The organism is Desulfovibrio sp. 7SRBS1, from assembly GCF_049723905.1.
Taxonomy (GTDB): Bacteria; Desulfobacterota; Desulfovibrionia; order Desulfovibrionales; family Desulfovibrionaceae.
In genome coordinates, this window is sequence record NZ_JBJKFD010000001.1 from 2435937 (window position 1) to 2450591 (window position 14655).

9 protein-coding genes are annotated in these 14655 nt (G+C 55.8%); 2 read left to right on the forward strand and 7 right to left on the reverse strand.

Annotation, left to right across the window (positions count from 1 at the left end; genetic code table 11):
* Positions 1–18: 18 nt before the first annotated feature.
* From ACI0FJ_RS11085 to ACI0FJ_RS11115, 7 genes are all read right to left on the reverse strand, one after another.
* Complete coding sequence (locus ACI0FJ_RS11085; RefSeq protein ID WP_424303169.1) at positions 19–990, reverse strand: ABC transporter ATP-binding protein; 972 nt, start codon at positions 988–990, stop codon at positions 19–21.
* Positions 987–1874, reverse strand: a complete 888-nt coding sequence (locus ACI0FJ_RS11090; protein ID WP_424303172.1) for an ABC transporter permease — start codon at positions 1872–1874, stop codon at positions 987–989. The genes ACI0FJ_RS11085 and ACI0FJ_RS11090 overlap by 4 nt, the downstream gene beginning before the upstream one ends.
* 9 nt (positions 1875–1883) lie before the next feature.
* On the reverse strand, positions 1884–2858 hold the full coding sequence (locus ACI0FJ_RS11095; RefSeq protein WP_424303175.1) for an ABC transporter permease: 975 nt from the start codon (positions 2856–2858) through the stop codon (positions 1884–1886).
* Positions 2859–2924: 66 nt separating this feature from the next.
* A complete protein-coding gene (locus tag ACI0FJ_RS11100) occupies positions 2925–4493 on the reverse strand; it encodes an ABC transporter substrate-binding protein (RefSeq protein ID WP_424303178.1) in 1569 nt (522 codons plus the stop codon).
* Between the two features lie 334 nt (positions 4494–4827).
* On the reverse strand, positions 4828–7827 hold the full coding sequence (locus tag ACI0FJ_RS11105; RefSeq protein WP_424303181.1) for an ATP-binding protein: 3000 nt from the start codon (positions 7825–7827) through the stop codon (positions 4828–4830).
* Positions 7828–8909: 1082 nt separating this feature from the next.
* The gene (locus ACI0FJ_RS11110) at positions 8910–9320 is read right to left on the reverse strand and encodes a hypothetical protein (protein ID WP_424303184.1); all 411 of its coding nucleotides are present in this window, start codon (positions 9318–9320) and stop codon (positions 8910–8912) included.
* A gap of 244 nt (positions 9321–9564) precedes the next feature.
* Positions 9565–11823: a methyl-accepting chemotaxis protein gene (locus ACI0FJ_RS11115; protein WP_424303186.1), complete on the reverse strand. Its 2259-nt coding sequence runs from the start codon at positions 11821–11823 to the stop codon at positions 9565–9567.
* Between the two features lie 409 nt (positions 11824–12232).
* On the opposite strand from ACI0FJ_RS11115, the gene ACI0FJ_RS11120 reads away from it, so the two are divergent.
* Positions 12233–13225 carry an HD-GYP domain-containing protein gene (locus ACI0FJ_RS11120; protein ID WP_424303189.1) on the forward strand — a complete coding sequence of 331 codons (993 nt, stop codon included), beginning with the start codon at positions 12233–12235 and terminating at the stop codon, positions 13223–13225.
* Between the two features lie 177 nt (positions 13226–13402).
* Positions 13403–14578 carry a PLP-dependent aminotransferase family protein gene (locus tag ACI0FJ_RS11125; RefSeq protein WP_424303192.1) on the forward strand — a complete coding sequence of 392 codons (1176 nt, stop codon included), beginning with the start codon at positions 13403–13405 and terminating at the stop codon, positions 14576–14578.
* Positions 14579–14655: the final 77 nt, after the last annotated feature.

The window sequence follows — 14655 nt, forward strand, 5'->3', positions numbered from 1 at the left end:
ATATCGTCCGTATACTGCTTACGATTGTTGGCCGGGATGGAAACACCGTACCTTGCGTCCGTCCTCGTATTCGGTGACGGGCGGTTCCTTGAGGCAGACCTCCGTGGTGCGCGGACAGCGCATGCGGAAGGGACAGCCCGGAGGCAGGTCGATGAGCGACGGGGTCGTGCCCGGAATCTGGTACAGCCGGGAACCATGGCGGTTGCGGCTGGGCACCGAGCCGATAAGCCCTTCGGTGTAGGGATGCAGGGGCGCGTCCAGCACCTGCTGCACGTCGCCTTCCTCGATGATGGCCCCGGCGTACATGACGGCCACGCGATGGGCCAGCCCGGCAATGACGGTCAGGTCGTGGGTAATCCATATCAGGGCCATGCCGGTCATGCGGCAAAGCTTCTGCATCTCGAAAATAATCTGGCTCTGGATGGTCACGTCCAGGGCGGTGGTTGGCTCGTCCGCGATAATCAGGTCCGGCTTGTTGAGCAGCCCCGTGGCAATGGCCACGCGCTGGCGCATGCCCCCGGAAAACTGGTGCGGATAGGCCTTGATGCGTTCTTCGGGCGAAGGAATGCCGACCATGCCGAGGGCTTCGATGCAGCGCCTGCGGGCCTCGGCCCGGCTCACCTTTTCATGGGCGCGGATGGCCTCTATCATCTGGGTGTCGATACGCAGCACCGGGTTGAGGGTCATCATGGGGTCCTGAAAGATCATGGCCACGCGCGCACCGCGAAAGGCCTGCCATTCTGACTCGCTCTGGGTCAGCAACTCCCGGCCCTTGAACTTGATGGAGCCTCCGGCCACGCGTCCGGGCGGGTCCACAAGGCCCATGATGGAAAATCCGGTAACGGACTTGCCGCTGCCCGACTCGCCCACAATGCCGACAACCTCCCCCTTGTTCACGGAAAGGGATATGCCGTTGACCGCCTTGACCACGCCCGCGCGGGTATAGAAGTTGGTCTGTAGATCCTTGAGTTCGAGAAGTGGCGTGTTCATCGTTTCAACCTCGGGTTCAGCACGTCACGCAGCCGGTCGCCGACCAGATTGATGCAGACGATGAGAACAAGCAGGGCCACGCCGGGATAAAAGCTTATCCAGTAATAGCCGCTTTGCAGGTATTTGAAGCCGTTGGCGATAAGCAGGCCCAGCGAAGGCTGGGTAATGGGCATGCCAAGGCCGAGAAAGGACAGAGTGGCTTCCAGGGCAATGGCCCCGGCCACCTTTACCGTGGAAATGACAATGAGTTCGGGCGTACAGTTGGGCAGTACGTGGCCGAACATGATGCGCCGTTGCGGCAGAGCCAGACAACGGGCCGCTTCCACATATTCCTTGTGTCGCTCCACCAGCACGTTGCTGCGGATGGCACGGGCATAATAGGCCCACTGCACCATGACCAGGGCGAGGACGATCTTGTCTATGCCCTTGCCGAGAATGGCCAGCAGTATGAGCGCCACCAGAATGGCGGGAAAGCTCAGTTGGAGGTCCACGGTGCGCATGATGAAGGAATCTATCTTGCCGCCCTTGTACGCGGCCCACAGCCCGATGACGGAACCGATGACCAGGGCGATGATGGTGCTGACCACCCCCACGCCCAGGCTGATGCGCAGGCCGTAGAGGATGGAACTGAACATGTCGCGGCCCTGGCTGTCCGTACCCAGGGTGTAGGTGATGGAACTGTCCATGGACTTGCTGCCCGGAGGCAGTTTCCCGTCCATGATGTCGATGGCCATGAGGTCGTAGGGATTCTGGGGCGAGATTACAGGCGCCAAAAGCGCCACGCCGACGATGATAACCAGCAGGATAAGCCCGATGGTTGCGGTACGGCTCTCAAAGTATTCCTGGACGGCCTGCCAGAAGAGGGATTCGTGTTTTGCTGCCATGTCGCCGTCCTATCGCACGTCGCCCAGGCGTACCCGGGGGTCCAGAATCGAATACAGGATGTCCACAATCAGATTAATGATGATGAACATGGTCACGGTGATGAGCAGGTAGGCAACAATGATGGGCCTATCCAGCACGCCGATGGAGTCGATGACCAGCTTGCCCATGCCCGGCCAGGAAAAGATGGTTTCCGTAACCACGGCAAAGGCAATGAGGTTGCCAAGCTCCATGCCCAACACGGTGACGACAGGGATCATAATATTTTTCATAACGTGCAGGCCGATGATGCGGGTCTTGGAAAGGCCCTTGGCCTTGGCGAACTTGACGTAGTCCATCTGCAAGTTTTCCTGCACCCCGGCCCGGCTCAGCCGGATGGCCAGGGAGGTCTTGAACAGCGCCAGGTTGGCGGCCGGAAGCAGCAGATGTCTGAGCCCGTCCCAGGTGAGGAAACTCAAGGGAATGCCGAAGACATCCACGGTTTCGCCCCTGCCGCCCGAGGGCAGGATGTTGAAATAGACGGAAAAGATGATGATGAGCATGAGCCCCACCCAGAAGGTTGGCAGGGAAAAGCCCAGGATGGAGAAGCGCATGATGTTGCGGCCTATCCAGTTGTCGTGCTGGATACCGGCTATCATGCCCAGGGGAATGCCTATGAACACGGCCATGAACATGGCTACAAAGGCCAGCTCCAGGGTGGCGGGCAACCGTTTGAGGATGATTTCCAGGGCCGGTTCGTTGTAGACAAAGGAATTGCCGAAATTCCCGTGTATGGCCCCGTCGAGAAAGATGAAATATTGTTCCCAAAGCGGCTTGTCCAAACCGAGATCGTGCACGGCCCGGGCGTATTCCGCCGGGGTGGCGTCGGGCGCTATGAGGATGTCTATGGGGTTGCCGATGTAGAAGACACCAACAAACACCAGCACGGACATCACCATCAGAACCACGGTGCTCTGGGTGATGCGGCGAATGAGAAAAGCGAGCATGCGTCTTTATGACTCCGAGAAGAAAGGGGCGCTTAAGCGCCCCTTTCCAGTTGACATTGGCAAGATCTAGTCGACCTTGATTTCGCGCGGAAGCGTGTAGCCGTCAGTACGTCCGTTGTAGCTCAGCCCCTTTTTGGAGCCCCAGACGTTGACCTGATAGTGGATGGGAATGATGCCCACGTCGTTGATGCCTTCTTCCGTGGCTTCGATGATGAGCTGGTTGTGCTTTTCCGGGTCCACGGTAACCAGGGCCTGTTCAAGCTTCTTATCCACCACGGGGTTGGAGTAGCGTCCGCGGTTGGAGGAGCCGAAGCCCTTTTCCTTGTCGTAGGTGTGCAGCAGCGCGCTGATGCAGTTGGACTGCTCGCCGGTATCCGTTGCCCAGCCCACCAGCATGAGGCTGAATTCCAGGTTGGAGGCTTTGCCGAAGTACACGGCCTTGGGCATGGTGTTCACTTCGGTCTTGATGCCGATTTTGGTCAGCATCTGGGCAATGGCCTGGGCGATGTCCGCGTCGTTGACGTAACGGTCGTTGGGACCGTGAATAACAATCTTGAATCCGTCGGGATATCCGGCCTCGGCCAGCAAGGCCTTTGCGCCCTTGGGATCGTATTCTTCCGGCCGCAGCTTGAGGCTGGTGCCTTCGTAGCCGTCGGGCACCATCTGGCTGGCGGGAACGGCCAAATCTTCCATGATGCGGGCCACGATGGCGGGACGGTTGATGGCCTTGGAAATGGCCTTGCGCACACGCACGTCCTTCAAGGGGTTCTTGATCTTGTTGCCGTTGTTGTCCGTGACCATGGGCGTGTCGTCACGGTCGGAGTCCAGATGCAGATAAATGAGCCGGGTGGAAGGCGAATTGGACAGCACCAGGTTCGCTTCCTTGCCCAGATGTTTGACATCGGCGGGCGGCACAAAGTTGATCAGATCCACATCGCCGGATTTAAGCGAGGCCACGCGGGTGCCGTCGTTGGTAATGGGCCGGATGATGATCTTTTCCCAGGGCAGTTTCTCACCCCAGTAGTCGTCGTTGCGCTCGTACACGATCTTGTCGCCACGCACCCATTCCACCAGCTTGTAGGGGCCGGTGCCGATGGCGGCTTCACCCGAGTTGAAATCCTCGGTGCCCTTGCCCTCGGCATTTTTCTTGGAAACGATGGTAAAGGTCGTGAACATGCGGGGGATGAGCGGCGCGGGTTCTTCCGTATGGATGCGGACAGTGTACGGATCGACAATCTCCACTTCCTTGATGGCACTTACCGCAAAGGTAAAGGAGGAGGGACTGTTGGGCACTGTGGGGATGCGTTCGAAAGTGTATTTGACGTCCTCCGCCGTAAACGGGGAACCGTCGTGAAATTTTACGCCCTTGCGCAGTTTGAATTCCCATACCGTGTCGGAAACAGGGGTCCAGGACTCGGCCAACCCCGGCTCCAGCCGCTGACGATTGTCCTGCCGGACCAGCTGGTCAAAGATGTACAGGGCCTGCTGGTTGTTGCTCTGCACATTGTGGAAATGCGGATCAAGCGAGGTGGGTTCGCTTTTGAACCCGAGGACAAGCTCTTTGGCCGATGCCGCGGTACCAGCCAGCACAAGACACAGAACCAGAGACATGACGAGCGTGAGTTTGCTTCGCATCGTTCCTCCTAGAGTTTTCTACAGAATAGTATGAACGAGTCGCATAAATATACGTCAAAATCAATAAAAACAGATAACAAAGGCGCAAAACATGCGACTTCAGCAAACCATTAACCTACTACAAGCTGTAGCAATACGCATTTCTTGACCAATAAACAGGTGTCCTACCACAAGGTTCCCCCCATCCCCCAAATACAAAGCCGACGGAACATGTTCCGTCGGCTTTGTATTTGGAATGCGGGAGCTCGGGGGAGATGATCTCCCCCGACCGCCGGAGGCACTTCTTCCCTCTTTTACTGGCCCCCGACCGGTGGAGGCACATCTCCCCTCTCACTCAGACAATTTTCACATCTACTGCCAAGCGAGACAGTTCCTCGTCCAGATCGGCCAGATTCACGGGCTTGGGCAGATACCCGTTCATGCCCGCCTGGAGAAACCGCTCCTTGTCCCCATGCATGGCATGGGCGGTGAGTGCGATGATGGGCGTGGCCGACTTGACCCCGTAGCGTCCCGGATCGCGTATGGCGCGGGTGGCGGAAAGTCCGTCCAGAACAGGCATCTGGATGTCCATAAGCACAGCGTCGAAATACTGCTCGTGCAGCCGGGTAAGGGCTTCCTGCCCGTTGATGGCAAGGGCTGCGGAATGGCCCAGCTTGTCGAGAATACGCTCGGTCATTTTCAGGTTCATCATGTCGTCGTCCACCACCAGCACATGCATGTGCCTGCGGGCACCATGTTCATCTTTTGCGGCTTCCGCCCGGGCTTCATGAGGTTCGGCATTGCCAAGGGGCAGGCTGATGAATATCGAAGTGCCCTCTCCTTCCTGGCTGGTAACGGAAATGGAACCGCTCATAAGCTGGATGAGATGGCGCACGATGCCCAGCCCAAGGCCGGTGCCCTGATATTTTCTGGTGTCCGAGTCGTCGACCTGGGCAAAGGCTTCAAAAACATAATCCAGCTTGTTTTCCGGTATGCCGATGCCCGTATCGGTAATTTCTATGAGATACCGCCCTTGCCCGGGGCCGGAAAGAGCATCCACCCGGATGGTGACGCTTCCCTGGTCCGTGTACTTCACGGCATTGCCCACAAGGTTGGAAAGCACCTGGTGCAGCTTGCTCTCGTCCCCAACCAAAAGGGAAGGGATATCCGCGTCCAGTGCCATCTCCAGATGCAGTCCCTTGGAGCGTATTGCGCTGGAAAAACTGTCGGCCACGGCCTGGATGATGGCGCGAAGATCGAACTCCTGTTCCAAAAGCGGCATTTCCCCGGACTTGAGCGTGGAAAAATCGAGAATATCGTTGATGATGCGCAGCAGGTTGCGGCTGGAAAGCATGGCCATATCCACGTAGTTCTGCTGTTCCACAGCCATTCCCGAGCGCGCAAGCAGTTGGAGCATACCGAAGACCCCGTTAAGTGGAGTACGCAGTTCGTGGCTCATGTTGGACAGGAACTGATCCTTGGCCTTGTTGGCTGCCTCGGCATCGGCAAGGGCTTGTCTGTGCGCCTCATCCTTGATCTTGCGCTCGGTCACATCCCGGGCAATGCCGCACAACCCGACAATATGCCCATCCTGATCGTACAGAGGGGTCTTGATGGTATGGAAAGCGCGAAGCACGCCCTTTACGGGAAGACGAATTTCGATCTCCACGGTCTTTCCGGCAAGCACCCGCGCATCCGATTCCATAATGTCGTTGCCATCGGTCTGGCCAAAGACTTCTTTGTCGGTCTTGTTCTTGATGTCGCCGAACATTCGCTCCATAACCGGATTGATCGCCGCATACCGCCGGTGCGCATCCTTGATGTAGATAAAGTCCCGAGCCGATTCAAACACGGCGCGCAGGCGTTCTTCGCTCATGCTCAGCTTTGCCCCGGCCTGGATGCGATCGGTCACATCGTGGACGATGGAATACAACATCTGCTTTCCGCGCACCTGTACCGGGCCGCTGTACACCTCCACAAACCTTTCCTCACCATTTGCCAGACGGTGGATGAACTGAAAGGCCTTGCATTCCAGGCCCATGGCCAGCCCCATGCGCCGTTTGATTTCTTCTTCGGAAAGCACATTGATATTTGATATATGCAGCGAGGTAAGCACCTCGTGGCTGTATCCATAAAAATCAATTGCCGCCTTGTTGGCGTCACGAATCTTTCCGGTAGCTGGCTCAATAAGCAGCATACAGGAATTGTTGTCGTAAAACAGAGACTTAAAAGTATCGGCATCCTGTTTCATTTCAACACCCATCCCCTTGATTCTTCGATTCACTATCCATAAAATGGCAATCGTTCCCAACAATGCGAGCAGCACAATCGCCGTAGGCACGACAACTATGGAATATTCTTCAAGAATTCCTTGCGGCCTGTTGCGGACCTCGGCATTGGGCGGCACCCGCCCCAGGCTGATGCCGTGCTTGCGCAACGCGGCATAATCGAAGACCATGCGGTTGGCATTTTCTCCTTCCACCACTGGAATGTCGGCTAAGGAAATGCCGCGCAGAATGGAGAGAACCATCCGGGCAGCCAACCGTCCCTGGGTTTCTTGACTGATGATTTTTCCGCCCACCACACCTTCGCCAAGACCATGCTCCCACATATGAAAAACAGGATGGCCGGAACCAATAAGAATCTTCAGCCCTTCGGAAAAGTCCACAGTCTTCCCGCCTCTGTCCTTGTAGGCGGACAGCAGCAGAACAGGCGTTGAATCGGGGAATGTCTCCAGGCGGGAAGCCAGGGACGCAAAGGTCATCCGGGCAAGACTAAGCACCACGAAACGGATACCTGGGGCTTCGGCCATGCGGGATTGCAGACTGGCGAGATCGCTCCGCCCACTGGTCGTGTCGTCGCTTACCACAAGCACGGTGGAGCTCCCCGTCATCGAGGCAGCCATCTTTGCCGTCTGGAGCAGCGAGGCCGATTCGATGACTCCAGTGATGCCGGGGTCCTTTGCCATGGTCCGAGCAAGCCCTGCATCATTAACCCCAAAGAATACCAACGGTGCATTGTGGAATAGCTGTCTGTGGGCCAAGGCAAAGTTGAAGGCGTTGTCGTCCGCCGTCATGATCACATCATAAGAAGCAATACGTTCCAGCTTTTCCTGAAGGGCCTCACCAAACTTTTTGATGTGCTCATCCGAACTGAACCGCTTGCTGTCCATAAACTCTACATCCAAGGACACGCCTTCCGGCGCAAGCACCTCCAACACTCCCTTTGTCTGCTGAAAAAAAGTGGGAAAACCAGGATGATAGGAACTCAGAAGCAGTACACGTCCATTACCTGCCGCCTCGGCAGGGGCCAGCAACAGGAACACGAGGAAAATACCTAAAAGAACTTGGCGCATGCCAGGACCTCATCTGTCATCGACACAACGTAAAAAGCCGAAGTTTTTTTTCCTTTTTATCACGGCATTCTATGAGATGCACGTATTTTCCTGAATTCACTCCATCCCCGCGAAGCCACGGGGAGAAGGGGAAAAGTCCACCTGCGTTAAAAAATTGAAAAAAGTTAATAAATCCAAACGGACAAGCAAATGAAAACGGGGAGACTTTGGGGCTGCACACTGCAGACGAACATACAAGTTATAATACGCCAGAGAAAAGGCAGCGGACTCTCCCCCTTTGCAGCAGTCGGAAAAACAGGCTCCGGCCTCCCATAGACGGCACAAAAGGGAGGGAACAGGATTCGAGTTGGTTACGACAACAAGCACAATAATTACCCGTTTATTTGCTGTAAGAGACGAAAGTTGCTGGAGTGACGGACACCCTCCGCAGGCAGAGCCAAAAGTGGGAATAATAAGGTTGAGGGCAACTTGTCCATTGCTTTGACCAAACTGCGAACCGCAGGCGGAACAAAACATCAAACAGCTCAAAGCCGATACGTTTTCCTCAATAAACTAAAATTCGAGTTGGCCGAGACAACAAGCGCAAAAATTACCAGTTTCTTTGCACTAATCCACCTCCCCAGGCGGTTCAAAAGGAATTGAGAGCGAGGCGCCAGGGAAATGCCATCGCGGAGTGTGCTCTTATGCACATGAGCGACTGTCATTTCCCGCAGCAACGAAGCTATCGGTTTCTTTTCAGCAGCCTATGACTCAGGTGGCTCAAAAGGAATCGAAAGCAAGGCGCCAGGGAAATGACATCGCGGAGTGTGCTCTTATGCACATGAGTGACTGTCATTTTCCGCAGCAACGAGGCTATCGGTTTCTTTTCAGCCGCCTGAAAAGAAAAATCCGACCAGACGTCCAGATCTGGTCGGATTTTCCAGGGAGAAGAGGAAAGCGACAGGTATCGCATTCAATGTGTTCTACGTGATAGTAATAATACCTATTTGCAAAGTATGGCAAGTAAAAAATGTACCGTTTCAATAAAACGTATCACTTTGGTGTGAAATACGCAGAACGTACGCAATAAAAAGCCAGCTGGTTCAGCAGGCGGCGTGCGCCTCGCGGATACGGTCGCCGACATAGCTCACGAGCTTTTCGTCCGCGTCCGGGTCCAGATCGAAACAAACAGCGTCTTCGCCCATCAGTCCGCCCGGCGCGTACTCCCCCATCTCGTCGGGATCGCTGATCATGGCTTCATAAAAACAGACAGACAGCCACCGTTCATCCGGATCTTCAATCACGTCCACCATGACGAACAGTTCCTTGTCCGTCTGGTTGGCGTGCTTGCCGCGCAGGGAGTAGGTCACTCCGGGCCGGGCCACGAAATTCAGGGCCGTCCCGTCCAGACCAGCCAACAGATTGCCGAGCTTTTCGAACAACGCCTTGGCAGGCGACTGCCCCTTCCAGCCCTCCAGAAATTCCACCATGTCCGTGGGAAACGCAGCGCTCATAACAACTCCGCAGGATTTTCACATCAATAGGAAGCGGCACATGGGCCGGAACACTCAAAACACCGGGCCTGCCGCTTAAGCCGCGGCTGTGCCCGTCCGTCTGGCTATCAGAAATCCCCCCCTGTCGTCCAATGGGCAGGTGGCAGATAAAGTAATTTCAGGGGGCGAGATGGCAGCAGACTGAAGCGGCGGAGCCCGAAGACTCCGCCGCTTTTGGTCGGTTATATGAAGAGTGAGGAATTGCCTACGAACGCCCTTCTTCCTTCATGCGCGTTATGAGCTCCTGAAGGATGTGCACCTGATTGGCCAGCTTGTTCACCGCATCGGCAGACTGGGCCATGGCCTCTGCGGTCTCACTGGAAATCCGGTTGATGTCACCGACGTTGCGGTTGATCTCTTCACTGGTAGCGGACTGTTGCTCCGCTGCCGTGGCAATGGAACTGATCTGGCTGCTGTTGGACGCTGAAAGCTTCACGATTTCATTGAGCGAGCCGCTGGACTGATTGGCCAGGTCGGCAACCGATTCAATGGCCGAATTCGCCTTGTCCACATGCTCTATGTTCTTTCGCGTGCCTTCCTGAATGCCGCGAATGGCCTGCCCCACCTCTGTGGTGGCACCCATGGTCTTTTCCGCCAACTTGCGGACTTCGTCGGCAACAACGGCAAACCCGCGTCCGGCATCGCCTGCCCGAGCCGCCTCGATGGCAGCGTTGAGGGCCAGCAGGTTTGTCTGGTCGGCAATGTCCGAAATGACATCCATGATCTTGCCGATGTCGTCGGCCTTTTCGCCCAGAACAGCCATGTCTTCCATGGTCTGGCGCGACGATTCCTGAACAAAGGAGAGCTGCTCAAGCACCTGGCCCACCAGATTGGAGCCCTGGTCCGCCTTGACCCTGGCATTTTCCGCGGCTTCCGAAGCCTGCGAAGCGTTTTGGGCAACCTCAAGCACGGTGGCGTTCATCTCTTCCATGGCTGTGGCCACTTCGGAAACCTGATGGGTCTGCTGGTCGGAACCCTGACGCGAAACCTCCACCTGGGTGGAAAGCTGCGACGATGCGGACGAAACCACCTCGACGATCTTTTCCAGCTCCATGGCGGCCTGCAACTTGCCTTCCTTTTCCGCCATTTCGGCCTTCTGCTTGGCCTCGTGGGCCTCCTTCATGGCCACGTTGGCCCGTTCCGCTTCCACTGCCGCCTGCTTGCTCTTTTCCTCGGCCTGGCCGATCATTTCCTTGAGTTTGACAACCATGACTTCCAGAGCCTTGGCCAATACGCCGATTTCATCGGCCTGGTTTACATCCAGATGTTCATCAAGGTTCCCTTCCGCCACGGCTTCGGCAAAGGTCACGGCCTTGCGGATGGGACGCACAATGCCGCCGGTAAGCAACCACAAGACAATACAGGCAATCAGGGCAACGGTCGTACCGGCACCAATGCCGATGTACACGTTTTTGGCTGCGTTTTTCTCCATGGCTTCGTTCAGGGCGAGCGCCTCGGCAAAGACGACATCGCGAGGCACTTCGATAAGCACGGACCAGGGCGTCCCGGTCCTGCCCAGCGTTACGGGAGCCTGCGCCTTAACAAGCCCATTGCCCTGCCCGAGATCCACAAAGGAGTCTCCGGACTTGGTCGTTTCCACAACCTTTTCCCAGCCCTCGTAGTTGGTTTCGCTCAGCGGCTGCCCCACGGTGTCGGGGTTGGCACTGTTGGCTACCACGATGCCCAGGTAGCTGATGACTTTAACGGTTGCCTTCCCGTCGTATAAATCCTTTGCCAGTTCTTCGCACAAATGTTGCACAAAGTTCAGCCGAAGGTCGGTACCGGCAATACCCAAAAATTTTCCATTCTGCTTGATGGGAGCCGACATGGTCGTCAGCCAGTCTTTCTTGCCCTGAACAATATACGGGAACGGATCGAGGATGTTTTCCACGCCTCGTTCCTTGGGATTGAGAAACCAGCCGCCCTTGCGCACGCCGTTCTCATGTTTGCTGGTATCGTCATAGCCCACCAGCACCTGCTGGGCGATCTTTCCGTTTTTATCCCTGTTCCAGTACGGCACGAAACGCCCCGTGGCGTCGTGCCCCTTCTGGGCCTCGCCCGCGAACAGGGAGTCGCGGCCATCCAATGCGTTCGGCTCCCAGGCGCTGTACGCTCCCAGAAACTCTTCGTTGTCTTTCAGAACCTGCAGCAGGATGTTGCTGAACAAGTCACGCAAATCAAGGCCATATTTGTCGGTGCGTATGGTCTTGAACGCGGAGGCAATGGTCCTGGCCGTAACGATATTGGTTTCAAGCTTGGACTGGATAAACCCTGCTTCGCTGGAGGCAAGAGCTTGCAGGCTGATTTTGGTCTGTTCCTGGATAAGTTGGTTGACCCTGCCGGTGACGAACGTCTGCGTTCTGCTCTGGAAAGAAATCTGAAGCCAGAGCAGAACAACGGTTGTCGCCAAAAGGCAAATGGCCGACATAAGCACTATTTTCAGTTTGATAGATTTGATCTGCATACAACCTCCGCAGCTCACGTATTTTATCCCAAAAAACGTTTACGGTTACCAACCATTTCCCGTGCCCACCCAAGTGCACAGACGGTATTCCTCACAAAAAACATTGCATCTTCACGATGAAAAAAAACACTACAGCTGCGGAGAATAAAAAAGCCATTATAATAAATCCGAGACGATTATTTACAGACCTTTTTTTGACAAAAAAATATTTACGATCAATGCGGATGTGATATATATTTGACTTTCTCTTCGTTCCGCCCCCTTTCTTCCTGACGTTTATCTGGTCACCCATCAGGCTCGGTTCTCGGGGAGGAGTTTCCAATTTGGCTGGGAGATTCAACCCAATGGTAACAAACTGAAGGTAATTGTAGCCAGCGAAAAAGAAAAAACATGCTCGGCAGGCAGACGCATGAAGTCAAAACTTCAATCACATACCAAGCTCTTCCAGGAATACTACCAGATCAGTTCGAATATTTTCGACCGACTGCCCAGAACCCGGGTTGACCTCGACTATTTTGTCTTTGATGAATCCGTAAGCCGCATGCAACACAAAATGCGAAAAGGCGACTTCGTCCCCCGGGAAATCCACGGGGAGCTTGAGGAATGCTGCAAGCTCGGCACCCTGTTCGTTTCCCGAAAAGACCGCTGCGTCTACATGCAGTACATCAGCCATCAGCTCGATCTGGTGCTTATGGACGACAACCTGTTGGAAAAGGAAATCACGGATATTTTCATCAGCGCCTTCAACCAACGGCTGGAAAGCTTCTTCGAGCAGCCCCTGCGGTCCAATCTGGACCTGCTGCGCGAAGACATCGCAGTACTTGTCGAGTATTTGCTTGAAGATCCCGTCCATATAAAGGCACTGGTCCGGCGAATCAGCTACGAGCATACACTCGTAACACATTCCATAAGCGTAATGATCCTGGGCCTGCTGCTGTACATGCGCCGCCGCAACCACGTATGCACCCGGCAGGACCTGCAGGAGCTGGCCGAAGGGCTTTTGCTGCACGACCTGGGCATGACCAAGATCCCCGGTTTTGTTCTGGGCAAACAGGGACCGCTGCAGCACATGGAGATGGAATCCGTGCGCCAGCATCCGCTCATCGGCCTGCAGATGCTTAAAAAACTGGGAGTGGATTCGCACCTGACCCTGCACTGCGTATTGGACCATCACGAACGTCTCAACGGCACGGGCTACCCCAGAAGCCTGTATGGCGACCAGATAGGACAACCCGCCCGCATTGCCGCCGTGGCGGATTCATTTGCCGCCATGACTTCCAAACGCCACCACTCGGACGCCAAACGTGTGGACGACAGTGCGCACAATCTGGCCCGCGACCTGGCCCGCTACGATGAAAAGATAAGCAAGAGCCTGCTCTGTTTTCTTCTTACCGGACAATAATTTTTTCTTGCTCTTCCTGCCTTTTTGGGCGCAATATTTTTTTTTACGCGCCGGTCGACAGACACCCCGAATCTCTGGCTCCAGTCGGACAGCATGTGCCGCATAGCTCCGACAACACCACGCCAGACCGTACCTGATCCGCACCAGCACGACACCTATTCATCTATGGAGAAACCCATGCAGTTTGCGCAACGCATGAGCGGGATACACCGCTCGTACATCCGGGAAATCCTCAAGGTGACAGCCAACCCGGAAATCATTTCTTTTGCCGGCGGGCTGCCCAACCCCAAGAGTTTTCCTACCGACCAAGTGGCCCAGGCCGCCCAGAAGCTTCTGACAGAACGCGGCCCGGACAGCCTGCAGTACTCCACCACGGAAGGCTTTCCCGCCCTGCGCGAGTTCATTGCCAACCGCTACCGCGCCACCTACGGCCTGGACGTGGGGCCGGACAACATTCTCATTACCACCGGGTCGCAACAGGGGCTGGACCTTCTGGGCAAAATTTTTCTGAACCGGGGCAGCGACCTGATTCTCGAACGTCCCGGCTACCTGGGAGCCATCCAGTGTTTTTCCCTGTTCGGTCCCAACTTTCTCACCGCGGACACGGGCAAGGAAGGTATCGACATCGACCAGCTGGAAGAATTGCTCAAAAACAATTCCCCGGCCTTCATGTACTGTGTGCCGAACTTCCAGAACCCCTCGGGCGTAACCTACACCGAGCAGACCAGAAAGGAAGTGGCCCGGCTCTCCCGCGAGTACGGACTGCTGGTGGTTGAAGACAACCCCTACGGCGAGTTGCGCTTCATGGGCGAGGACGTGCCTCCCATTGCCAAATATATGGACGGTCACCCCTCGGTCATGCTGGGCACCTTTTCCAAGATCGTCTCCCCGGGCATGCGCGTGGGCTGGGTCTGCGCCCCCGAAGAGATCATCGACCAGATGGTCACTGCCAAACAGGCATCGGACCTGCACTCGTCCACGTTCAACCAGCTGCTGCTGCACCAGTACCTGAGTATGTTCAACCTCGACGACCACATCGAGACCATCCGCACCATGTACCGGGAACACCGCAACGTGATGGTGGAGATGGCGCACAAGGTCTTTCCGGACAGCGTCTCCTTTACGGAACCGGAAGGCGGCATGTTCTTGTGGGCCGAACTGCCCAAGGACGTCAGCGCAGCCGAGCTGTTCGACAAGGCCATTGAACAGAAGGTGGCCTTTGTGCCCGGAAAGCCCTTTTATGTGGACGGCACGGACAACACCTTCCGCCTGAACTTTTCCAACGCCGCCCCCGAAGGCATACGCGAAGGGATGACCCGTTTGGGCAGGTGTTTGGAACAGGCCATGGCCTAGCCCCGAACAAGGCGGGCCGAACAAGACGGGCCGGACGGTCGGCGCTGGGAAAACCCCTTTTTCCCCCATAACCGTCC